Annotated in this window: 16 protein-coding genes and 1 pseudogene; 7 read left to right on the top strand and 10 right to left on the bottom strand. The window is 72.5% G+C overall.

Annotated features, from left to right (window positions below):
- Position 1: 1 nt before the first annotated feature.
- From BN159_RS04950 to BN159_RS04935, 4 genes are all read right to left on the bottom strand, one after another.
- On the bottom strand, positions 2-2,224 hold the full coding sequence (locus BN159_RS04950; RefSeq protein WP_015655813.1) for an NHLP family bacteriocin export ABC transporter peptidase/permease/ATPase subunit: 2,223 nt from the start codon (positions 2,222-2,224) through the stop codon (positions 2-4).
- Positions 2,221-3,027, bottom strand: coding sequence for an HlyD family efflux transporter periplasmic adaptor subunit (locus BN159_RS04945; protein ID WP_015655812.1), 807 nt, complete (start codon positions 3,025-3,027; stop codon positions 2,221-2,223). The genes BN159_RS04950 and BN159_RS04945 overlap by 4 nt, the downstream gene beginning before the upstream one ends.
- A 74-nt stretch (positions 3,028-3,101) precedes the next feature.
- Positions 3,102-3,317 (bottom strand): hypothetical protein, encoded by a 216-nt coding sequence (locus tag BN159_RS04940; protein WP_015655811.1) that lies wholly within the window; start codon positions 3,315-3,317, stop codon positions 3,102-3,104.
- 418 nt (positions 3,318-3,735) lie between these two features.
- Complete coding sequence (locus BN159_RS04935) at positions 3,736-4,149, bottom strand: PaaI family thioesterase (protein ID WP_015655810.1); 414 nt, start codon at positions 4,147-4,149, stop codon at positions 3,736-3,738.
- Positions 4,150-4,339: 190 nt separating this feature from the next.
- Here BN159_RS04935 and BN159_RS04930 point away from each other — a divergent pair, with 190 nt between their 5' ends.
- On the top strand, positions 4,340-5,644 hold the full coding sequence (locus tag BN159_RS04930) for a S1 family peptidase (RefSeq protein ID WP_041818827.1): 1,305 nt from the start codon (positions 4,340-4,342) through the stop codon (positions 5,642-5,644).
- Positions 5,645-5,712: 68 nt separating this feature from the next.
- On the opposite strand, the gene BN159_RS04925 is transcribed toward BN159_RS04930, so the two are convergent.
- Positions 5,713-7,860: a SpoIIE family protein phosphatase gene (locus BN159_RS04925; RefSeq protein WP_193384272.1), complete on the bottom strand. Its 2,148-nt coding sequence runs from the start codon at positions 7,858-7,860 to the stop codon at positions 5,713-5,715.
- A 203-nt stretch (positions 7,861-8,063) separates the two neighbouring features.
- Here BN159_RS04925 and BN159_RS43650 point away from each other — a divergent pair.
- Positions 8,064-8,690: pseudogene (locus BN159_RS43650) on the top strand (LuxR C-terminal-related transcriptional regulator); the annotation flags it as partial.
- Here BN159_RS43650 and BN159_RS04920 read toward each other — a convergent pair.
- From BN159_RS04920 to lanKC, 4 genes are all read right to left on the bottom strand, one after another.
- A complete protein-coding gene (locus BN159_RS04920; RefSeq protein WP_015655806.1) occupies positions 8,613-10,460 on the bottom strand; it encodes an ATP-binding cassette domain-containing protein in 1,848 nt (615 codons plus the stop codon). The pseudogene BN159_RS43650 and the gene BN159_RS04920 sit on opposite strands and share 78 nt — an antisense overlap.
- Positions 10,457-12,178, bottom strand: coding sequence for an ABC transporter ATP-binding protein (locus BN159_RS04915; RefSeq protein WP_015655805.1), 1,722 nt, complete (start codon positions 12,176-12,178; stop codon positions 10,457-10,459). Before BN159_RS04915 ends, BN159_RS04920 begins: the two co-directional genes overlap by 4 nt.
- 82 nt (positions 12,179-12,260) lie before the next feature.
- Positions 12,261-12,377 carry a SapB/AmfS family lanthipeptide gene (locus tag BN159_RS04910; protein WP_015655804.1) on the bottom strand — a complete coding sequence of 39 codons (117 nt, stop codon included), beginning with the start codon at positions 12,375-12,377 and terminating at the stop codon, positions 12,261-12,263.
- Positions 12,378-12,437: 60 nt separating this feature from the next.
- Positions 12,438-15,047, bottom strand: a complete 2,610-nt coding sequence (gene lanKC / locus BN159_RS04905; RefSeq protein ID WP_015655803.1) for a class III lanthionine synthetase LanKC — start codon at positions 15,045-15,047, stop codon at positions 12,438-12,440.
- Between the two features lie 187 nt (positions 15,048-15,234).
- Between lanKC and BN159_RS04900 the strand changes: the two genes are divergently transcribed.
- From BN159_RS04900 to BN159_RS04880, 5 genes are all read left to right on the top strand, one after another.
- Complete coding sequence (locus BN159_RS04900) at positions 15,235-17,688, top strand: SpoIIE family protein phosphatase (protein WP_041818825.1); 2,454 nt, start codon at positions 15,235-15,237, stop codon at positions 17,686-17,688.
- A 67-nt stretch (positions 17,689-17,755) separates the two neighbouring features.
- Positions 17,756-18,823 (top strand): glucose-1-phosphate thymidylyltransferase, encoded by a 1,068-nt coding sequence (locus BN159_RS04895; RefSeq protein ID WP_015655801.1) that lies wholly within the window; start codon positions 17,756-17,758, stop codon positions 18,821-18,823.
- Positions 18,820-19,800, top strand: coding sequence for a dTDP-glucose 4,6-dehydratase (gene rfbB, locus BN159_RS04890; protein WP_015655800.1), 981 nt, complete (start codon positions 18,820-18,822; stop codon positions 19,798-19,800). Before BN159_RS04895 ends, rfbB begins: the two co-directional genes overlap by 4 nt.
- Positions 19,797-20,672 (top strand): dTDP-4-dehydrorhamnose reductase, encoded by an 876-nt coding sequence (rfbD, locus tag BN159_RS04885; protein WP_015655799.1) that lies wholly within the window; start codon positions 19,797-19,799, stop codon positions 20,670-20,672. The genes rfbB and rfbD overlap by 4 nt, the downstream gene beginning before the upstream one ends.
- Positions 20,669-21,469: a class I SAM-dependent methyltransferase gene (locus BN159_RS04880; RefSeq protein ID WP_015655798.1), complete on the top strand. Its 801-nt coding sequence runs from the start codon at positions 20,669-20,671 to the stop codon at positions 21,467-21,469. Before rfbD ends, BN159_RS04880 begins: the two co-directional genes overlap by 4 nt.
- On the opposite strand, the gene BN159_RS04875 is transcribed toward BN159_RS04880, so the two are convergent.
- Positions 21,470-22,546: a methyltransferase gene (locus BN159_RS04875; protein ID WP_015655797.1), complete on the bottom strand. Its 1,077-nt coding sequence runs from the start codon at positions 22,544-22,546 to the stop codon at positions 21,470-21,472. It abuts the gene before it with no gap.
- Positions 22,547-22,548: the final 2 nt, after the last annotated feature.

The following is a 22,548-nucleotide window of genomic DNA, read 5'->3' as shown; positions in this document are numbered from 1 at the left end:
CTCACCGCTCCCTGACCAGCGCCGCGTACGCCCCGCCGCGCGCCACCAGCTCCTCGTGCCGACCGCGTTCCACGATCGTGCCGTGCTCCAGTACGACGATCTCGTCGCTGTCGCGCACAGTGCTCAGCCGGTGCGCGATGACCACACAGGCGCAGCCACGCCTGCGCAGGTTGTCCATGACGACGAGTTCGGTCTCGGAGTCCAGGGCGCTGGTCACCTCGTCGAGGACGAGGATGCTGGGCCTGCGCACCAACGCCCGCGCGATCTCCAGGCGTTGCCGCTGCCCGCCGGAGAAGTTACGGCCGTCCTGCTCGACCCGGCTGTGGATACCGCCGGGGCGGCGCGTCACCACCTCGTACAGGGCCGCGTCCCTGAGCGCCTCGATCACCGCGTCGTCCGGGACGGACGGGTCCCACAGCGCCACGTTGTCCCGGACGGTGCCCTCGAACAGGAACACCTCCTGGTCGACGAAGGAGACGGAGGAGGCGAGGGCGCCACGCGGAATGTCCTCCAGACGCTGTCCGTCGATGCGGATCACGCCCTCCCACGGCGTGTACAGGCCGGAGATCATCCGGGACACGGTGGACTTGCCGCTGCCCGAGCCACCGACCAGGGCGACCTGCTGACCCGGTCCGACGGTCAGGTCGAAGCCGGTCAACAGGGGCTTGTCCAGCGGGTTGTAGCCGAAGGAGATGTTCTGGAGCTCCACGTGCCCGTGCAGCCGGCGCGTGGAGTCGGCGCCGCCGCGACGTCCGTAGAGCGGGTCCGCCTGGAAGTTCTCCACGTCCTTCAGCCGGGCCACGTCGGCCGCGAAGTCCTGGATGCGGCCCGCGACTCCGTTGAGGCGGGTCAGCGGGGCGGTGAACCGGGTGACCAGGGCCTGGAAGGCGACCAACAGGCCGACGGATATGTGCCCTTCGACCGCGCGCGTCCCGCCGATCCACAGGATCAGCGCGCTGTTCAGCGTGGCCAGCGTCGGCGCGACCACGCCCAGCCAGGCGCTCGGTACCCCGAGGCGCTGCTGCTCCTCCAAAGTGGTGGCGTGCTGTCCGGCCCACTTGCGGAAGTAGCCGTCCTCGCCGCCGGTCGCCTTCATCGTCTCGATCAACTGAAGGCCGGTGTAGGCGGTGTTGGTGAGCCGGGCGCTGTCCGCGCGCAGTTTCGCCGTACGGGTGGCGCGCAGCCGGATCACCACCCGCATCGCCACGATGTTCAGCAGCGCGACGCCGATGCCGACGAAGGTGAGCTGCGGGTCGTAGGTGTAGAGCAGGAGGGCGTACAGCACGACGACCACCGCGTCCACGCCCGCCGCCGCCAGATCGCGGGCCAGGGTCTCGGCGACGGCGTCGTTGGACTGGAGGCGCTGGACCAGGTCGGCGGGGCTGCGCTGGGAGAAGAAGGTCACCGGCAGCCGCAGCAGATGACGCAGGAAGCGGGCGCTGGAGAGGGTGGAGGAGATGATCCGGCCGCGCAGCAGGTTCGCCTGCTGCAACCAGGTCAGCACGACCGTGAGGAGGACCGACGCGCCCATCGACGCGAACAGCACGCCGAGCAGGGAGGTCTGGCCGCCGATCAGGAACATGTCGATGTAGGTGCGGCTGAGCGCGGGCACGGCCGCGCCGACCAGCACCAGCAGCAGGCTCGCCAGCACCGCCGCGGGCATCGTGCCCGCGGTGCCGCGCAGCCGGGCCGGCATCGCGCCGAGCACACCGGGCTTGCGGCCGCCCTTGCTGAAGACCTCGCCGGGTTCCATCACCAGCACGACGCCGGTGAAGCTCCCGTCGAAGTCCTCCATCGGTACAAAACGGCGGCCCTTGCCGGGGTTGTTGATGAAGACTCCGCGGCGGCCGAAGCGGCGCCCCATGCCGTCGTAGACGACGTAGTGGTTGAACTCCCAGAAGAGCACCGCCGGGGTCTTCACCCCGGCGAGGGCGGCCGTGTCCATCTGCATGCCCTTGGCCGTGAGGCCGTAACTGCGCGCCGCCTTGAGGAGGTTGCTGGCGCGTGAGCCGTCCCGGGAGACGCCGCACGCGATGCGCAGCTCCTCCAGCGGGACGTGCTTGCCGTAGTGGCCGAGGACCATCGCGAGGGAGGCGGCGCCGCACTCCACGGCCTCCATCTGGAGGACGGTGGGGGTACGGACGGACTTCGCCTTCCCCTTGGGCACGGGGCGCTTCGGCGGGGCGGCGCGGCGGCGGCTCCGCGTCTCCTGTGCGGCGCTCACGGCAGCAGCCAATCGACGGGACGCTCGTCGGCGAGGCGGACCGAGGCGTCGGCCAGGGTCATGGAGGTGAGGGAGAAGGGCGGGCCGTCGGCGGACGACCACCGGTAACCGCTCTTCGTGTCCGCCGACTTGTCCAGCTTCACCAGGACCGCCACCGGCCTGCCGTCCTTCGTGAACTGCTCGCCGAGCTGGCTGTCGCCGAGGAAGGCGGCGATGGACTGCGCGGACTGGGCGGAACGGTCCACCGACTTCACATGGCCGCGCAGCACGCCGTACTCCTGGGTCGGCACCGACTGCACGGTGAGGTCAACGGCGGCGTCGTCGGGGATGGACGCCGCGTTCTCGGCGGGCACGTAAACCGTCGCGTACAGCGGGTCCTTGGCGTCCGCCACCTTCTCCACGGCGGCGACGTTCGCGCCGGTGGAGATGATCTGGCCGATGGTGGCGGCCAGCGCGGTGACCCGGCCCGCGGCGACCGTGCGCACGACCGTCTCGCCCTCGGCCGTACGGACCTTCAGGACGGGGGAGTCGGCGGGCAGCCGCTCGCCCTGCTCGGCGAGGACTGCGGTGACCTGCCCGGCGACCGGGCTCTGGAGGAGGTAACTGCCCTGCCCGTGGGTGAGGATGGCCGGCGCGCCGACCGTGGAGGTCACCGACCCGGTGACCGCCCATACGGACGCCGCCGCCATGACGACGACCGTCACGGACAGCGCGAGCCAGCCCTGGGGCCGGGCGAAACGCACCGGAAGATCGAGCTCCTCCGGTGACTGGAGCTTGGCGAGGGCCTGTTGGCGGAACTGCACGCAACGTCCTTACGACACACGAAGAGCCCGGAGCCGGGGGGCGGCTCCGGGACTCGACGTCACAAAAGGTGCGATCAGAGACCGGCGACCAGGTTCGTGACCGGGGCGGTGCTCAGGCCGGTGACACCCTCGACGGTGCCGACGGCCGTGTCGACCACGGCGGAAACCGGGGCGATGCCGTCCACCAGGCCGGTGACGGTGCCGAGGGCGTTCACGGAAAGGCCGCCGGAGACGTTGTCCAGCTCGGCGTCGGAGATCTCGACGGTCTCAACCTGGGGGGTGGAGTTCATGATGGAACTTCCCTTCGTATGGCTATTTCACAAGGGGGGCGGGTGCCGGGGACGGCCCCCGCGGTGCGATGGATAAAAGCACGCTGCGGGGACGCGATTCCAATCAACCAAACGCCTCACCTGGGCAATTGAGCCTCAGAGGCGGTCATCCGTGAGGGGCCGCGCACGGCTTGTCGGCGACTTCTTCACATGCGCCACGGCATCGGCTCGTGCGCGCCCTTGCGGGGCGGGAGGCGAAAGCGACACTCCCGCCCCAATGGTGTAACCGGCGGTAGCAGGTTGTGTGGGAGTCCGGTTCCCGGTGACTTGGTTGAGCATTCGATGTGCAGATTCGCTGAAGCCGGGATTCCGCTCCGTGATCGCTACGAACTGTAGCCGGTCGTATGCGGTGCGTGGCGGGTGCGTGCCCAGGTGTGTGTCAGCCCAGAAGCGCGTAGACCGTGCTCGCGCGGGCAGCGATCTCGCCCGTCCCGCCGTCGGTCATCGTGATGTCGGCGAACGCCATCCGGCGGCCCAACTTGGTGACGACCGCTTCGATCAGGACATCCGATCCGGACACCGCGCGCTGGAAAGCGGTCGACTGCTGCACCGTCGTCATCGGCCCGTACGCCCCGCGCGCCGCCGACACGGCGAGCACGGTCGCGGTGTCGGCCGCGGCCATCAGAGCCTGCCCCGACAGCGCCCCGCCCTCCCGGGCCAGCCGCGGTGACCAGGGCAGACGCAGAATCGCGCGCTGGTCGTCCAAGCCCTCCACGGTCAGACCCAGTTCGAGGACCCAGGGGGCGAAGTTGTCGGCGAGGATCTTGTCGGCTTCGGCGGTGGTCATCGTCATATGGGGGATTGTTCCCGCCGACGGCCCCCGGGACGCGGCCCTTGGCCGAATCGGCGTTTCGACGGGTGCGCGGGCAAACGGAATTGAACGCCCCGCGTGACCCGTGCGTACCACTGGCCATCCAGGCGCCCCGAACAGCCGTCGGACGAAACGGCGGCACGGTCCCCGTCCCCCCAGGAGGTCGAGAAGGTTGAGTCACAAGCGAATGCCGAAGCGCAAGGCCGCGATAGCGGCGGGCGGTGTGGCGGCGCTCGGAGCGGCCGCGATCCTGCTGCCGAACGCCAACGCGTCCCAGGACGGCGCCTCGGACGACGCCGCAGCGCCCAGGACACTGAAGGCGGCGGACGCCTCGGACCTCGCCTCGCAGCTCGAGGGACTGCTCGGCGACGCCTTCGCCGGCTCGTACTACGACGCCGACGACCAGCAGCTCGTCGTCAATGTCATCCCCGGCGACAACAACAACGTCATCGTGCAGGCGAAGAAGGCGGGCGCGAAGGTCCGCGAGGTGGAGAACAGCCTCGCCGCACTGGACGCCGGCGCGCAGACCCTGAAGTCCGAGGCGACCATCCCGGGCACGTCCTGGGCCGTCGACCCGCGGACCAACAAGATCCTGGTCACCGCGGACAGCACCGTCACCGGCGCCAAGTGGGACCAGTTGGAGTCGACCGTCGACAGCCTCGGCTCCGGCATGGCGACCATCAAGAAGTCCGAGGGCACCTTCAAGACCTTCCTCTCCGGCGGCGACGCCATCTTCGCGGGCGGGGCGCGCTGCTCGGCGGGCTTCAACGTCACCGCGGGCGACGGCTCCCCGGCCTTCCTGACGGCCGGTCACTGCGGGGTCGCGGCCGCGGAGTGGTCGGACGCCGAGGGCGGGGCCCCGATCGCCACCGTCGACGCGGCCACCGCCACCTTCCCCGGTGCGGGCGACTTCGCGCTCGTGAAGTACGACGATCCGGCGACCGAGGCGCCGAGCGAGGTCAACCTCGGCGACCAGACCGTCGCGATCAGCCAGGCCGCCGAGGCCGAGGTCGGCCTCCAGGTCTTCCGGATGGGCAGCACGACCGGACTGAACGACGGTCAGGTCCTCGGCCTCAACGCCACCGTCAACTACCCCGAGGGCACGGTCACCGGGCTCATCCAGACCGACGTCTGCGCCGAGCCCGGCGACAGCGGCGGCTCGCTGTTCACCCAGGACGGCCTCGCGATCGGCCTCACCTCGGGCGGCAGCGGTGACTGCACCGTGGGCGGCGAGACGTTCTTCCAGCCGGTCACGACCGCGCTGGAAGCGACCGGTGCGACGCTCGGCGCGGGTGACGCGGCGGGCGACGCGGGCGCCGGTGCCGGTGAAGAGGCGGGTGCCGGTGACGCCGGTGCCGGTCAGGACGCCGGCGCGGGCGAAGAGGCAGGCGCCGGTGAGGAGGCGGGCCTCGGCGAAGAGGTCGGCGTGGGCGAGGAGGCCGGTGCCGACGACTCGGGCCTGACCGAGCAGCACTGACCCCACGGCACCGCACCGGACCGGGTGGCCGGCCCTTCGGCGGGAGGGCCGGCCACCCACGTTTCAGTTCAGCGCTCCGCCCGCAGCAACAGCACCGCCACATCGTCCAGCCGCCCCCGCGGCAGCGCGCCCGACTCCACGAGGCGGTCCGCCAGTTCGTCCAGGGGGAGATCGCCCGCGTCGGCCAGCACCGTGCCCAGATCGGCGAGCGCGTCCTCGATGTCGGTGCCCGGTGACTCGATCAGGCCGTCGGTGTAGAGGGCCAGGACGGATCCGGGGGACAGGTCGACCTCCGTCGTCTGGTAGACGGCGGCGCCGTCGATGCCCAGCAGCGGACCCCCGGCCAGGTCGAGCACCCGTACCTTCCCGTCCGGCCGTCTCAGCAGCGGCGGCGGATGACCCGCCCGGGCCATCACGGCCCGCCCGCGCGCCGGGTCGAGACGCAGATACAGACAGCTGGCGAACAGATCGGCGCCCAGGTCGAGCAGCAGCCGGTTGGTGCTGCGCATGACCTCCTCGGGCGGCTGCCCGACGGTCGTGTACGCCCGTACCGCCGTACGGATCTGCCCCATCAGACCGGCGGCCGTCACATTGTGGCCCTGTACATCCCCGATCACCGCCGCGGCCTGTCCCTGTACGGGCACGAGGTCGTAGAAGTCGCCGCCGATCTCCATGCCCTGAGTCGCCGGCAGATAGCGGGCGGCCGCCTCGATCCCGGGCAGCGGTGGCAGGCTGTGCGGCAGCAGCGCCGCCTGGAGGCCGTGCGCCAGATGGTGCTTGGCGTCGTAGAGCACCGCCCGCTCCAGGGCCTGGGCGATCAGCCCGCCCACACTGGTCAGCACCGCCCGCTCGTCGGCGGGGAAGGAGTGCGGCTCGGCGTAGGCGAGCACCACGGTGCCCACCGGGCGGCCGGAGGCGATCAGCGGCAGATACGCCCAGGCCGCGAATCCGTCGGGCGTGGCCTCCCGGACCGGATACAGCCGCTCCAGCTGCTGCCGGTCCTCGAAGAACGCCGGCACACCCGTCGTCAGGGCATGCGTGCCCGGGGTCCGCTCGGTGAGCGGCAGCCCGTTGAACTGCTCCACGAACCGCGGGTCCGGATAGCCGTGATGGCCGAGCACATGCAGCCGCCCCGCCCGCGAACCCAGCACCACCAGCGCCTGGCTGCCGACGGCCGGGGCGATCTCGTCCGCGACCAGCTTCACCACGTCCTGCACGCCCACCGCCTCGGTGAGCGCACCGGCCAGGCTCAGCAGCTGGGAGATGGTGACCAGCCGTGACGGCGCCTCACCGGGGGTCCGGCGCGCCCGGTTCATCTCGGCCACGGCCCGGGCCCGGGCGATCCGGACGCTCAGCCCGTTGGTGCTCGGGTACAGCCGGAACGACAGCCAGTCGCCCGGCGGCCGCAGCGCCACGAAGGAGGTGCTCTGCTGGCTCAGCAGCGCGGCCCGGTAACGGTCCTCGTAGACCGGGTCGTTGAGCCAGGGCACCGACGCCCACAGCAGGCTGCCCAGCAGCTCGCTCACCGGGGCACCGATCAGCTCGGCCGCCGCCGCGTTGGCGAAGCAGATCCGCCCGTGCAGATCCAGCGAGCACAGCCCGTAAGGCAGCCGGGCCACCATCCGCGCCGACTCCACCGTGCCGAGCGTTCCGGCCGCGCCGGCGAGGGACGGCGTGGAGAGCAGGTCCGGTTCGGGCAGCAGCGGGACGCTGTCCTGGAGGGCACGCGCCAGCCGGGCGGCGAGCCGTCCGCAGGCGGCCGTCAGATGGGTGCGCTCCCGCTCCGACAGATCAGGCGGATGCGAGCCCGGCCAGGTCACGAAGATCGCGCCGTAGGCCGTGGAGTCGGTCGCCACCGGCAGCGCCGCCAGCGCGAACGGGTACGGCAGCACCACCGAGATCCGCGGGTACAGCCGGGCCATCTCCGCCTCGCCGCCCACCCACACCAGCCGCCGCTCGCGCACCGCGTCGGCCACCGGCACCGGCGCGCCAAGACCGACCCGCTCCCAGGGCGCGGAGAACGCCCTGGGCAGCCCGGCCATCACCGCCATCTCCAGTACCGGCTCGTCGGCGGCCAGCAGATAGACCGCGCCGGAGTGCGCGTGGACCTCGTCCATCATCGAGGCCAGCGCGAGCGACAGCAGCGGCCGGCCGACCCGCGTCCTTGCGGTCGCCGGCGCCTGGTCGGTCTCCTGCCCGTCGGGCACACCGACCACCTCCTCCTCCGGCCGGGCGACGGGTCCCAGGGAACAAATCTCCCTCTTGGCGGCCCGGCGCGCACGGCGAGCGGGACCGGTGGAGGACCCGTGGAGGACCGGCGGAGAGCGTTCGGGCCGTACCCCCTCGTCACCGGGCCATTCCCGGCGTTGGAAGCGCCGACCGGGGTACGGGAGCCGCCTGTGCGCCCCCGTGCCCCGTGATGGCCGGTTCTCCGGGCGCGGGAAGGGAGGGCGACGCGAAAAATGGGGCACGCGCTCTTCACCTACGGAAACCGGCTGTCGGCGACGCGAGGGGACGATCAGTGATCCGGGTTCTTCTGGTGCACGACGAGTGTCTGGTCCGATCGGTCCTGGCGGACTGGTTGCGCCGGGAACCGGACCTCGGGGTGTTCCATGCCCCGTGGCGCGGCGCCTCGCGGCGGGTGAGCACGGTGCGACCCGACGTCTGCGCGGCCGACCTGGAGTGCGCCGACAGCTACGGCATACCCCCGCTCGGTGAGCTCGGCGCCCGGGTTCCCGGAGTGCCGCCGCCCCGGCTCCTCGTGCTGGCCAGCGCGAACCGGCCGGGGCTGCTGAAGGGAGCGGTGGAGGCGGGGGCGCTCGGCTACGTGGACAAGGAGGGCGCGCCCGAGCGCCTGGTGGAGGGGATCCGGCTGGTCGCCGAGGGGAAGCGGTTCGTCGACGACTCGCTGGGCTTCGGCTTCCTGAGGGCCGCCGAGATGCCGCTGACCCGGCGGGAGCTGAGCGTGTTAGTCCTCGCCGCCGAGGGGGCCTCCGTCGCGGAGATCGCCGGCAGCCTGCACCTGTCCAACGGGACGGTGCGCAACTACATGGCGGCCATCACCCGCAAGACCGGTGCCCGCAACCGCATCGACGCGATCCGGATCTCCCAGGGCGAGGGCTGGCTGTGAGCGTACGGGCGTCCAGCCGCCCACCAGATCCCGGTAGAGCGCCGAGCGCCGCATCAGCTCCTCGTGCGTGCCGTACGCCGTCGAGCGGCCGTCCATGGCCAGCACCTTCTCGGCGCGGCGGGCCGAGCTGATGCGGTGTGCGACCACCACCAGGGTGCCGCCGGGCCGCTCGGCGAAGGCCCGCTCCGCGCGCTCCTCGGCCCGTGGATCCAGATGACAGGTCGCCTCGTCGAGCAGAGCGAGCGGGGCGTACGACAGATAGGCCCGGGTCAGCGCGACGAGCTGCCGCTCCCCGGCGGACAGCGCCGCCGGATCGACCCTGGCGCCGGGCCCGCCCAGCGCCTCCAGGAGGGGCAGCAGCCCCACCGCCCCGGCCGCGGCGAGCAGTTCCGCCTCGGGCACCGGGTCCGGCCGCAACATCCCGAGGTTCTCGGCGAGGGTGCCGGTGTGGACGTACGCCTGCTGCGGGATGAGGACCCGGCGTGCCGCGGCCCGGCGCCCCGGCACCGGGTGCCCGCACACGTGGATCCGGCCCCGGTCCGGCTCCAGCAGCCCGGCGACCAGTGCGGTGAGCGTGGACTTGCCGATGCCGCTCGGACCTACGACGGCCAGGTGGGCGCCCGGGGAGAGGACGAGGTCGAGGCGCTCGACGACGGGGGCGGCGCCGGGGCCGTAGGCGAAGGTGACGGAGGCGAGGGAGAGCGCGGGAGCAGGTGCTTCCGTGAAGGGTTCGGCGGGCTGCGGTTCGGGGGGCTGCGGTTCGGGCTCGCGCAGGAGGCGCCGCAGCACCACCGCCAGCCGGGAGCCGCTGGTGCCCACGCCGTGCACGAGGTTGCGCAGGGCGGGCAGCAGGGACTGGGTGGTGTAGGCGAGCGCGCCGACCAGGGCGCCCGGGGTGACGCCGTGGCCCAGCAGCCAGGGCGCGGTGGCGAGCAGCAGCACGATGGGCAGCTCGCCGCCGATCGTCAGGGAGACCACGCGCAGGACCCCCCACCGGGCCAGGGAGCACGCGGCGCGCTGTTCGGCGTCGATCCGCAGCTCGGTGCCGGCGGCGACCGGCTCCTCGGCCCCGGCCGCCGTGATGTCCCGCAGCCCGGGGCAGACGGCGCCGAACCGTTCGGCGAGCGCCTCGTCGGCGACGAGGAACGCCTCCTGGCGACGGGCCAGCGGCCGTAGCGTCAGCCCGAACAGCGCCACCCCGGCGAGCAGCGGCACCCCGACGACCAGCAGCAGCGGCGGGGCCAGCGAGAACAAGCCGGCCAGGGCGCCGACCGCGGTGAACACGAACGAACGCGACACCAGCACCAGACCGGCGAAGGTGTCCCGCGCGATCTCGGCCTGCTGGGTGAGCCCCGACAGCGCCGCGGAGTCACCCTGCCGGACCCCGCGGGCCACGACCCGAGCCACCAGCCCGTCCCGGAGCGGTTCGACCAGCTCGGCCACCGCGGTGTACACCCGCACCGTCCCGAACGCCCCGACCAGCACCCCGAGCCCGGCCACGCCCAGCCAGGCCAGACCCGCACCGGTCCGCCCCGCAAGGAACCCCTCGTCCAGGGCGCGCGCGGGCGCGTACCCGGTGAGGAAGGTCTGCCCGGTCTCCAGCACGGACCAGGCGGCAAGCCGCGCCACGACCCGCCACCGGGCCCGCAGGAAGCGCACGCCCCGGCGCGGGAGCCCTTCCGTCATGGCCGCTCCTCGTCCGCGAAGTCGGCGTGGTCTGCGTCATTCGCGAAGTCCGCGCCGTCCGCGAACACCGCCCGGTACCCGGCCAGTTCCCACAGCCGCTCATGCGGCCCGACCGCGCGGATCCGCCCGTCGTCCAGCCAGGCCACCGCGTCCGCACGGGCCGCCGTGGCGGGCCGGTGGGCGATGAGCAGCCGGGTGCCGCCGCGGCCCGTGCCCACCAGGGACGCGGTGATCCGTGCCTCGGTCACCGTGTCGAGGCTGGACAGGGCGTCGTCGAGGACGAGCAGTCTGCCGCCGTGGGCGAACGCGCGGGCGAGGCCCAGACGTTGGGACTCCCCGCCGGACAGCGGTGCGTCGGCGCACAGGGTGGCGTACCCGGCGGGCAGCCGACGCACGAACTCGTCCGCATGGGCGGTGCGGGCCGCGTCCCGGACCGCGGCGGGGGAGGCGGGGACGGGGCCGAGGCCGATCTCCTCCTCCAGCGTGCCGCCCAGCAGGGCGGGGCGTTCGAAGGCGTGCCCGATCGCACCGCGCAGCTCGTCGTGGGACAGCTCGCGCAGCGGTACCCCGTCGAGCAGGATCTCCCCGTCGTCCGGGTCGGCGAGTCGCCCGGCGACCGCGGCGAGGAGGGACTTCCCGGCGCCGGAGCGGCCGACCACGGCGAGCGTGGTGCCGCCGGGCACGACGAGATCGACGCCGTCGAGGACGGCCCGCCCGCCGCGCCGGGCGGTCACCCCTCGTAGCTCCAGCCGGCCCGGACCGGGCGGCAGTCGGCGCTCCCCGTGGGCGGGGGGCGATTCGCCGAGCACTTCGCCGAGCCGTCCGGTGGCGGCCCGCGCGCGGGCGAGGCTCGCGAGGTGTCCCACCAGCACGCCGACCCCCGTGGCCAGCACCGCGTACCGCGACGCGGCGAGCAGCTCACCCACCGTCAGCCGGTCCCGGGTGAGCAGGAACCCCGCGACGGCGACGACCGTGAGCTGGAGCAGCGGGGCCACTGCGGCCGACTGCCCGGCGGCCCGCCCCTGCACCCGCCACATACGACGGCCCGTCGCGGACAGTTCGGGCAGCGGCCCGAGGATCCGCGCCGTCTCCCGCTGTGCCGTACCCGCCGCCCGAATCGTGCGGTGGCCGTCGACGGCTTCCGCGAGCGCCCCCGCGATCCGCCCCTGCACCTCCTGGTAGCGGGTCACGCAGTCGCGGGTGTCGCGGGTGAAGGCGCGCAGCAGCAGCGCGAGCACCGGTGCTCCGGCCAGCAGCACGGCCGTGAGCCACGGGTCGATCAGGGCAAGGGCGACACAGCCGCCGACGGGTCCGGCGTGCGCGGCGAGCAGGGCCGCGCGGGCGGCCGGTGCCGTACCGGCCTGTGCGGCGTTGCCGACGAGCCGGGCGACCAGGTCGCCGGAGCCGAAGCGTTCGGCGGCGCGCGGGCCCACGGCCAGGACATGACGGTGCAGCCGCCTGCGCAGCCAACCTGTGGTGCGGGCGTCCACCGTGCCGCCGAGCACGGTCTCGGCCGCGTCGAGCAGGGCGAGGAGCAGTACCAGCGCGGCGCAGTACAGCACCCAGCGGGTCGCCGGGGCGTCGGCCAGCAGCAGGTCCAGGGCGCGGCCCAGCGCGGCGGGGAGCAGCAGACCGGCGCCGGTGGCGGCCGTACTCGCCGCGCACAGGGCGAGCCAGCGGGCGGGGTCCGGGCCTGGGCCGGTTGTGCGCGTGCTCATGGGCGCCCTTTCGGTATGCGGGACCCCGGGCGGCCCTCCCGCGTGGGAGCGGACCGCCCGGGGCCGTGGACGCACGGTGCTGTCAGAGACAGAGCGTGATGCTCGCCGCGCTCACGCACGACAGCAGGCTCAGGGTGCTCACGCCGCCGGTGCTGCTCTGCTCGTCGGACTCCAACGTCTGAAGGTCGAGAAGTGCCATGTCGTCTTTCCTTCCGTAGTGGTTCGTCACCCGTGGGGACGGGGTGGGATCACGGTTCCGTCAGTTCGCGGAACCGCGCTGTGGGGGCCGCCCGAGCGGCGCCAGGAACGGCAGATGGGCACCTGCCCCGCTGTCGAGGGCCGCGCCGAGCGCGAGCAGGCACCCTGCCGTTCCGGTGCCCAGGTCCATCGACAGCCGCATCATCTGGTGCCCGGGGAAGGCCAGTTGGCCCTGGTAGGACATGGCGAGCCAGCCGAGCCCGGCGATCTGGTCGGCGAGCCGCTCCCGGCTCGCGCCGGGCGTGGTGGTGCGGGCGAGGTGCAGGATCAATCCGGCCCGGCCCTGGAGGAGGCCCGGCTGCACATAGAAGCGGCAGGTCGCGGCGGTGCGGATGCCGGTCCGCGCGCGCTCCAACTCCTCGTCGGCGTCGGCGAGATGGGCGACGTGGTCGTCCAGGACCATGCCGATGCCCGCGCTCCCCTCGCCGAGGTAGGGCAGCGTCCGCCACCCTTCGTCGACCTCCAGCGAGCCGTTCTCGCGTCGCGCGCAGCAATCCAGATCCCGCCGCAGCGCCACCCCGGCCGCCTCCAACAGCCGTGCGTCACCGGTGCGTTCGTACTGCCGCAGCAGGAACAGCGCGGGCCCGCTCGCCCCGCGCAGCAGCCCGGCCCGACGCCGCCGCGGGCTGTCCGGCAGGGGCTCCGCGAGACGCTGTACGAGGATGTCGGCCACGTCGGCGGCCCGGTTCCGCAGGTCCGGCTCGCCGGTGGTGTCCGCGAGGGCGCCGAGGACCAGGCCAAGGCCGGCCAGTCCGCCGTGCAGGTCGGAGGAGAGGTTCTGCCATCGCTCGGCGAGGATCGACTCGACCAGGTCCAGGGCGCGTTGCCGGTGGCCGAGAAGGTCCAGGACGTGGGCGACGCCCGCGAGTCCGTCGTACAGCCCGAACGGGGTGCCCAGCGGTGGCGGTGCGGTGCGGGCGAGGAGCCAGCGCTCGCCCTCCTCGTACCGTTCGGCGCCGACCGAGTCCAGCGCGTACAGCACTCCGGCCGCGCCGTGCGCGAGCCCGAGGCCCCCGCCGTCGGAGAACTGGGTGATGTCGCCGGGGAAGAGCCGGTCGTCGCGGTCCGGGGTGGCCGAGGCGAGGATCGCCTTGACCATGGAGTCGCGGCTGAACGGCCAGTCGGCGGGTTCGACGAAGGAGCGGGGCGCCGCGGCCGGTGTCCCGGCGGTGTCCCGGGCGATCTCCGCGACCGCCTCCTCCAGGAACTCCCGTGGCACGTCCGGGAACTGACCGGCGATCACCTCCGCCAGATGGGCCGCCTTGCCCCGGTCCACCACGAACAGCGTCGTCACCGGAAGGAACAGGGCGATCCGCAGACAGGCCAGCGCGTAGCGGTCGACGTCGATGCCCGTGCGGTCCGGCGGAGCGAAGAACCCGGGGTGGGCGACCACTTGGCGGCCCTGCTCGGTGACCGGGGCGGCGGCCTCGAAGTCGAGCAGCGACACCGACTCCTCGTCGGGCGCCACCATGATGTTGAAGACATGCAGATCGTTGAAGACGATGCCGCGCGCGTGCACCGCGTGCACGGCCCGCTCCACGGCACCGTAGATCTTCAGCGCCCATGCCGTGAAGTCGGCCACGTCCTTCGGATCGGGGTCGGGCGTGAGCAGCGGATGCCGTTCGGCCAGGCAGGAGTTGAGCGGCCGCCCGTCCAGGAAGTCCATCACCAGGAACCGGTGGTCGGCGAGCGTGAACCAGTCCCGCACCTCGGGCACCACCCCGGTCCCGGCCACCTGCTCCAGGGCCTGCTTCTCCCGTTCCAGGCGCGCTGTGGCGTCCGCCCCGTCGGAGGCGAGCCCCGCGTGCGGCCGCCCCTCCTTCAGCACGACCCGGCTGCCGTCCCGGGTGTCGGTGCCCGCGTACACCCCGCCGCCGTTGGAGAAGTGCAGCGCCTTCTCGATGCGGTACGGCAGTTCGCCCACCGTCGTGGTGTTGCGTGCCGCCAGCTGCGGGGCGAGGAACGACGGCAGCGTCACCCACTCCGGGACCTGGAAGGACGGTGCCCGCCGGTCCGGCACCAGCCGCCCCTCGCCGTCCCGCACCGCCGGCACCAGCGAGCCCCGATCGTCGACGACGAACGTGCGCGCGAACGCGCCGTAGCGCACATACAGCGGACCCTCCCCCCAGCGCAGATCGGTCAGGATGTACGGCCCCTCGAAGCCCTCCAGGAGCTTGCCGAGCTCGCGCAGCACGCAGTGCAGCTGCTCCTCGTCGGCCGGGTAGAGGGTGACGAACTTGCCGCTGCTGTCGCGGGCCGCGTACTTGGTGTTGCGCAAATGCAGCAGATGCGGGCCCGGCACGAACTTGAACGGGATGCGGCGCGGCACGCAGTAGTCCCACACGATCCCCGCGATCCGCTCCGCGTTCGCCCGGGTGGCCGAGGCATGGATCTTCCAGCCCTGCGTCGGCCCCGGCACGGGGGCGCCGTCGGGGCCGAGCGGCGTCAGGTTCAGCCAGTCGCCGATCCGCGCCGCGTCCCAGCCCGTCGGCACCGCACGCCGTGCCGCCTCGTACAGGGGCGCCGCCCGGCGCGCACCGGCGGACAGCCGCTCCGGCGTCTCGTAGAAGTGCCGGTCGGCGAGCGCGTACACCTCGTACCGCTGGTCCATGCCTCCCCCTTCGTGGCCCGGGTACGAGCTTCCAGCGGTCCGGCGGGGCGCGGACAGTCGTCGCTGTCACGAGACGAGCGTGCGGAACGCATGCGTCAAGATCTGTTCGGTGAGTTTCGAGCGCGGCCTGCACACAGACTCCATCGAACGCGCACAGGGGCTGCGCCGGTGTCTCATAAGCGCTGTAATGGCCAACGTGGGCGGTGAGGACGCTGCGGGACGCAGATCGAGAAGGCAGCGCGCCGAGGATGCCCTCACTGCGGTCGGCGACGCCCCCGACGCCCCCGACCGGCTCCGCCGCATCCTCGAACAGACACTCGTCTTCGCCCATGCGGCCCTCGCGGCCGTGTACACGCTGACCGACGACGGCGAACTGCTGTGCCTGGTCGAGTGGGCCGGTGTGCCGCGCACCCAGTACGGACTGCGGGACAGCTATGCCGCCCTCGGCGGCTCCGCGGTCGCCGACGCCCACCACTCGGGACGGCCCGCCTGGCTCGGGCCCAAGGAACTCGCCGACCGCGCCCAGTCCCGGCGGGCGTCGGCGGGCGACTTCCATCTGGCGGTCCTGCCCGCGCGCGGACAGGGCGGCGACGGCTGTCTGATCGCCGTCAGCGAGCACCCCGACGGATTCGACGCCGAGGACCGGGACTGTCTGGACCTGATCGCCCGCACCCTCGCCTACCCCGCGCCCGTACCGCGCACCGAGGGCGGCGCGCTGCCCTCCAACGCCTTCAACCTCGCCATGGACACCGGCCACGTGGAGGTCGGCGACGACATCCTGGACCTGTTCCAGATCACGTCGGAGGAGTTCGACGGCAAGGTGGAGACCCTGCTGGGACTGACCGTGCCGGAGGATCTGCCTTCACTGATGAGCGTCGTCGAGGCCGACCACATGTCCATCGGCGACCGCGAGCTGGAGTTCCGGGTGCTCCAGCCCACCGGCCCACCCAAGTGGCTCAGACTGCGCGGGCGGCTGCTGCCCGGCGGCGAAGGCCGCCCCGCCCGGCTCTACGGCACCGTCGCCGACGCCTCCAAGCTGCGCTCCGACGTCACCGACGTGGCCCGCGTCCAGCGCCTCGCCGCCTCCCTCGCCACCGCCGGCACCGTCCGGGACGTCAGCCAGGCCGTCGTCGCCGCGCTGCGCACCCCCCTGCGCGCCGACCGGATCGCGCTCGCCGAGCTGGAGAACGACCGGCTCGTCGTCACCGTCCTCGACCCGCCCCAGCCGGAGTCCTGGCCCGAGCTGTGGCGTTCGGAGTGGCGCTCCGAGTGGCCCGACGCACCGGTGCGCGCCATGCCGACGCTCGCCGCCGCCCTGCGCGAGGGCCGCGCCCAGATCTGGCCCGCGGGCACCCCGCTGGAGCCCGCCCTCGCCGATGTCGGCCCCGGCGGCCTCGCCGTGCTGCCGCTGCCCGCCGGCGGCCGGATGGCGGGCGCCTGCCTGATCGGCTGGGACAGCCCGCACCACTTCGGACCCGACGAACGCGCCCTGCTCACCGCCTCCGCCGGACTCGCCGGACAGGCCCTGATGCGCGCCCACGCCTTCGACGCCGAGCACGAACTCGTCGGCATGCTCCAGCGCCAGCTGCTGCCCCGCCGACTGCCCCGGCTGCCCGGCGCGATGGCCGTCGCCCGCTACCTGCCGAGCACCGCCGGACTGGAACTGGGCGGCGACTGGTACGACGTGATCCCGCTGCCCGACAACCATGTCGCCCTCGTCATCGGCGACGTCCAGGGCCACAGCGCGGCCGCCGCCACCCTGATGGGCCAGATGCGCACCGCCCTGCGCGCCTACGCCGCCGAGGGCCACCCGCCCGACGTGGTCGTCAGCCACGCCAACCGGCTGCTGATGGAGTTGGAGACCGACCTCTTCGCCACCTGCGCCTACGTCGACGTCGACCTGGAGGAGGGCACCGCCTGGTGCGTCCGCGCCGGACACCTGCCCCCGGTACTGCGTCACCCGGGCGGCGCAACGGACATCGCCGAGGCCGAGGGCGGCCCCCCGCTCGGCGTGATGACCCAGGCCGAGTTCCCGATGACCCCCCTGCGGCTCCAGCCCGGCACCCTCATCGCCCTGACCACGGACGGACTGGTGGAGTCCGTCGAGGCCGACATCGACGCCGGCATGGACCGCTTCGCCCATGAGCTGGCCGCCGCCGACCCCACCCACCTCGGCCAGGTCGCCGACGCCCTGCTCGGCAACGCCCGCCGCAGCGACGACGTGGCCCTGCTGCTGATGCGCTACGACGGCATGGAGATGCGCCCGCGGCGGGAGAGCTGGACGGTGTGGCGGGTGCCCGAGGCGGTCGGCCACGCCCGCCGCTTCACCCGGCGCACCCTGCGCTCCTGGGGCCTGGCCAGTGAGGTCGACACGGTTCTGCTGGTCGTGTCCGAACTCGTCACCAACGCCCTCGTGCACACCGAAGGACCGGTTCGCCTCTACCTCACGATGATCAACAGCCGGCTGCGGGTCGCGGTCGCCGACACCTCGCCGCGCAGCCCCGTCAAGCCCACCAGCATCGGCTGGGAGGCCACCGGCGGCCGCGGCATCCTTCTGGTCGAGGCCATGTCGGCGACTTGGGGCACGGTTCCGGTCAGCGGCGGCAAGCAGGTCTGGAGCGAAATCCAGCTGGACCGCTGAGTCCGGGGTACCCGAAGCCGCGAGCTTGACCAGTCGGTAACGGACAAACGACGCTAAGGTGAACCAGATGAAGGCTCTCGTGCTGTCCGGCGGAGCCGGCACGCGGCTGCGGCCGATCACTCACACATCGGCCAAACAGCTGGTCCCGGTCGCCAACAAGGCTGTGCTTTTCTACGGGCTGGAATCGATCGCCGAAGCGGGCATCACCGAGGTCGGTGTCATCGTCGGTGACACCGCCGAGGAGATCCAGGACGCGGTGGGCGACGGCTCCAAGTTCGGTCTCCAGATCACCTACATCCCCCAGGACCGTCCCCTGGGCCTGGCCCACGCGGTGCTGATCGCGCGGGACTGGCTCGGCGACGACGACTTCGTGATGTACCTCGGCGACAACTTCATCGTGGGCGGCATCAGCGCCCTCGTGGAGGAGTTCGGCCGCAATCGCCCCGACGCCCAGATCCTGCTCACCCACGTCCCCGACCCGCGCGCCTTCGGCGTCGCCGAACTCGACGGCGCCGGCCAGGTCGTGGGCCTGGAGGAGAAACCCGAGCATCCCAAGAGCGACCTCGCGCTGGTCGGCGTCTACCTCTTCACCCCCGCCATCCATGCCGCGGTACGCGCCATCGCGCCGTCCTGGCGCGGCGAGCTGGAGATCACCCACGCCATCCAGCACCTCATCGACGCCCGCGCCGACGTCCGGTGCACCGTCATCCAGGGCTACTGGAAGGACACCGGCAACGTCGACGACATGCTGGAGGTCAACCGCACGGTCCTGGAGGCACTCGACCGCCGGATCGACGGCGAGGTCGACGAACTGTCCGAGACCGTCGGCCGGGTGGTCGTCGAGGAGGGCGCCCGGATCATCAACTCCCGCATCGTCGGACCCGCCGTCATCGGCGCGGGGACGGTCGTGAACAACTCCTACGTCGGACCGTTCACCTCCGTCGCCGAGAACTGCCGCATCACCGACAGCGAGGTGGAGTTCTCCATCGTGCTGCGGGACTCCTCGATCGCCGGTGTCGGCCGCATCGAGTCCTCCCTGATCGGGCGGCACGCCGAGGTGACCCCCGCGCAGCATGTCCCCAGTGCCCACCGATTCGTCCTCGGCGACCACAGCAAGGTGCAGATCCATCCATGAATCTCCTCGTCACCGGCGCCGCCGGATTCATCGGCTCGGCCTACGTCCGCACACTGCTCGCCTCCGACGCACCCGACGCGCCGGACATCACCGTGCTGGACAAGCTGACCTACGCCGGCAGCCTCGACAACCTCCCACTCGACCATCCCCGGCTTGAGTTCGTCCAGGGCGACATCCGCGACACCGAACTCGTCGGCAAACTCACCGGCCAGGCCGACCAGGTCGTGCACTTCGCCGCCGAGTCCCATGTGGACCGCTCCATCACCGGGGCGTCCGACTTCGTGCTCACCAATGTCGTGGGCACCCAGACCCTGCTGGAGGGCGCCCTCAGGGGCGGCGTGTCGACCTTCGTGCACATCTCCACCGATGAGGTGTACGGCTCCGTCGACTCCGGCTCCTCCACGGAGGACCACCTGCTGCGGCCCAGTTCGCCGTACTCCGCCTCCAAGGCCTCCTCCGACCTGCTCGCCCTGGCCTACCACCGCACCCACGGACTCGACGTCCGGGTCACCCGCTGCTCCAACAACTACGGCCCGCACCAGTTCCCCGAGAAGGTCATCCCGCTCTTCGTCACCAACCTCCTCGACGGCCATCAGGTCCCGCTGTACGGCGAGGGCGCCAACGTCCGCGACTGGCTGCACGTCGACGACCACATCCAGGGCGTCGAACTCGTCCGCACCAAGGGCCGCCCCGGCGAGGTCTACAACATCGGCGGCGGCACCGAACTGAGCAACCGGGAACTCACCGGGCTGCTCCTGGAGTCCTGCGGCGCGGACTGGGACCGGGTGACACACGTCGAGGACCGCAAAGGACACGATCTGCGCTACTCCGTCGACTGGAGCAAGGCCCGCACCGAACTGGGCTACCGGCCCCGGCACGACTTCCGCGCCGGGCTCGCCGAGACCGTCGACTGGTACCGGGACAACCGCTCCTGGTGGGAGCCGCTGAAGCGACGCATGGGCGAGGAGCACGCATGAGGTGGCTGGTCACCGGAGCGGGCGGAATGCTTGGCCACGACGTCGTCGACGAACTGCGCGGCCGCGGCGCCGACGTCACCGGCCTCGGCCACACGGCCCTGGACATCACCGAACCCGCCTCCCTGGAGCGGGCGTTCGCCGCGCACCGCCCCGAGATCGTCGTCAACTGCGCCGCCTACGCGGCCGTGGACGACGCCGAATCGCACGAGGCCGAGGCGCTGCGCGTCAACGGCGACGGCCCGCGCCTGCTCGCCCGCGCCTGCGCCGCGCACGGCGCCCGCCTGATCCACGTCTCCACCGACTACGTCTTCTCCGGCAAGGGCCGCACCACCCCCTACCCCGAGGACCACCCACCGGCCCCGCGCACCGCCTACGGCCGCACCAAACTCGCCGGCGAGCGGGCCGTACTGGAGGAACTCCCGGACGCGAGCGCGGTGGTGCGCACCGCCTGGCTCTATGGCGTCCACGGCAAGAACTTCGTCCGCACGATGATCGGCATCGAGGCGAGCCGCCCCACCGTCGAGGTCGTCGACAACCAGTGCGGACAGCCCACCTGGAGCGCCGACGTCGCCGCCCACATCGCCGACCTCGGCCCGCGCCTCGGCCCCGACGTGGGGGGCGTCTTCCACGCCACCAGCTCAGGCGAGGCCACCTGGTTCGAACTGGCCCGGGAGGTGTTCCGGCTGCTCGGCGCCGACCCCGAACGCGTGCGCCCCACCGACACCACGCCCTGGCCCCGCCCCGCCCCCCGCCCCGAGTACAGCGCCCTCGCGCACGGCCGCTGGCAGACCCTCGGCCTGCCGCCCCTGCGCGACTGGCGTGCCGCCCTGCACGAGGCACTGCCCCGCATCCGCAAGGAGTCCCCTTCGTGAAACGCCATGAGTTCCTCAAGGAACTGCACAAGGCCAGCGCCAACCGCAACTACCTGGAGATCGGCGTCAACGACGGTCGCAGCCTGAGACTGTCCCGCGTGCCCAGCATCGCGATCGACCCCGCGTTCAAGGTGGTCACGGAGATCCGCTGCGACGTCCACCTGGTGAAGGCCACCAGCGACGACTTCTTCGCCCGCGACAACCCCCTCGCCCACCTCAAGGGCGGCCGCCACCCGGTGCGGAACCTGCGCCGGGGCCGCAGCCCGATCGGCCACTGGCGGCGCACCACCCTGGACCTGTCGTTCATCGACGGCATGCACCTGTTCGAGTACGCCCTGCGGGACTTCATCAACATCGAGAAGCACTCCGACTGGGCCAGCGTGATCGTCTTCGACGACATGCTGCCGCGCAACATCGACGAGGCGGCCCGCGACCGGCACACCGGCGCCTGGACCGGCGACGTCTACAAACTCGTCGAGATCCTCACCCGCTACCGCCCCGACCTGGTCACCGTCCTGGTCGACACCCAGCCCACCGGCCAGCTCGTCGTCTTCGGCGCCGACCCCCGCAACACCGTCCTGAGCGACCGCTACGACGACATCGTCACCGAGTACGACCTGCCCGACCCGCAGAAGGTCCCCGAGACGATCCTGGAACGCACCGAGGCGGTACGCCCCGAGGCATTCCTGAACGCGAGCTTCTGGCGCCCCCTGACCCGCGCCCGCAACCTTGGCTTGCGCCGCTCCAAGGGCTGGGACCCGCTGCGGCACGCGCTGGAGCAGCTCACCAGCGGCTGATCAGCGGGGCACGGCCTCCAGTATCTGGAAGTGCGTAGGTGCCAGCGGACCGCCCACACCCACCAGTTCGAGGCCGGCGGAATCGAGCAGCGTGGCGTACTCGGCCTCGGTGCGCTCCCGGCCGCCGGCCATGACCAGCATGTTCAGATCGCTCAGGACGACGCTGAGTTCGGCCGCGGGACCGTTCTCGCCCGGCAGGACGGGCTCGACGAGGAGCAGCTTCGCATGGTCGGGCATGGCCTCGCGGCAGCGCCGCAGGACGGTCCGCGCCGGCTCGTCGTCCCAGTCGTGAATGACGCTCTTGAGGACGTACGCGTCGCCCCCGGCCGGTACGGCGGTGAAGAAGTCGCCCGTGGTGATCGTGCAACGGTCGGCGACGCCCGCGTCCGCGAGCACCTTGGGGGCCTCCCGCACACCGGTCGGAGTGTCGAGGAGCACACCCCGGCTGCCGGGGTGTGCCGTCAGCAGGGCGGCGAGCAGGGTGCCGTTGCCGCCGCCGACATCCACGACCGTGGGGAAGCGGGAGAAGTCGCAGCCGGCCGCCACCACATCGGCCGCGCCCTGCGCCGTCTCCGCCATCGCCGCGTTGAACAGGGCGGACAGCTCCGCCTGTCGGCCGATGTAGGCGAAGGCCGGCATGCCGAAGACCGTCTCGAACGCCGTCGCGCCGGTGCGCACGCTCTGGTGCAGCTCACCCCAGGGCCGCCACACCGCGGGAGAGGTGAACAGGTTGGCGAGCGCGTGGGCCGGGGCATCGGCGTCGGAGCGCAGAACATCACCGAAGGAGGTGAGCGTGAACAGGTCGGTGCGGCTGGGGCGTTCCACGAGACCCAGGGTTTCCAGGGCGCGCAGCAGCCGGCGCAGCGCGTCCGGGTCGGTGTCGGTGGCCGCAGCCAAGTCGGCGCAGCTCTTCGGGCTCTCGGCCAGCGCGTCGGCGATGTTCAGTCGGACGGCGGCGCCGAGTGCCTGGGAGGCCATGTAGCCGTGCACCAGGCGCAGGGCGCGGGCCTGGTCCTCGGCACCGGCCGGTGCGGCCGTCCGCCGGTGCTCCGTCAGGTGCGGTTCACTGTCGGTCACTG

It is taken from the genome of Streptomyces davaonensis JCM 4913 (assembly GCF_000349325.1).
GTDB lineage: Bacteria > Actinomycetota > Actinomycetes > Streptomycetales > Streptomycetaceae > Streptomyces > Streptomyces davaonensis.
The sequence above is the reverse complement of the archived record's forward strand: the minus strand, read 5'-3'. Positions and strand labels throughout refer to the sequence as shown.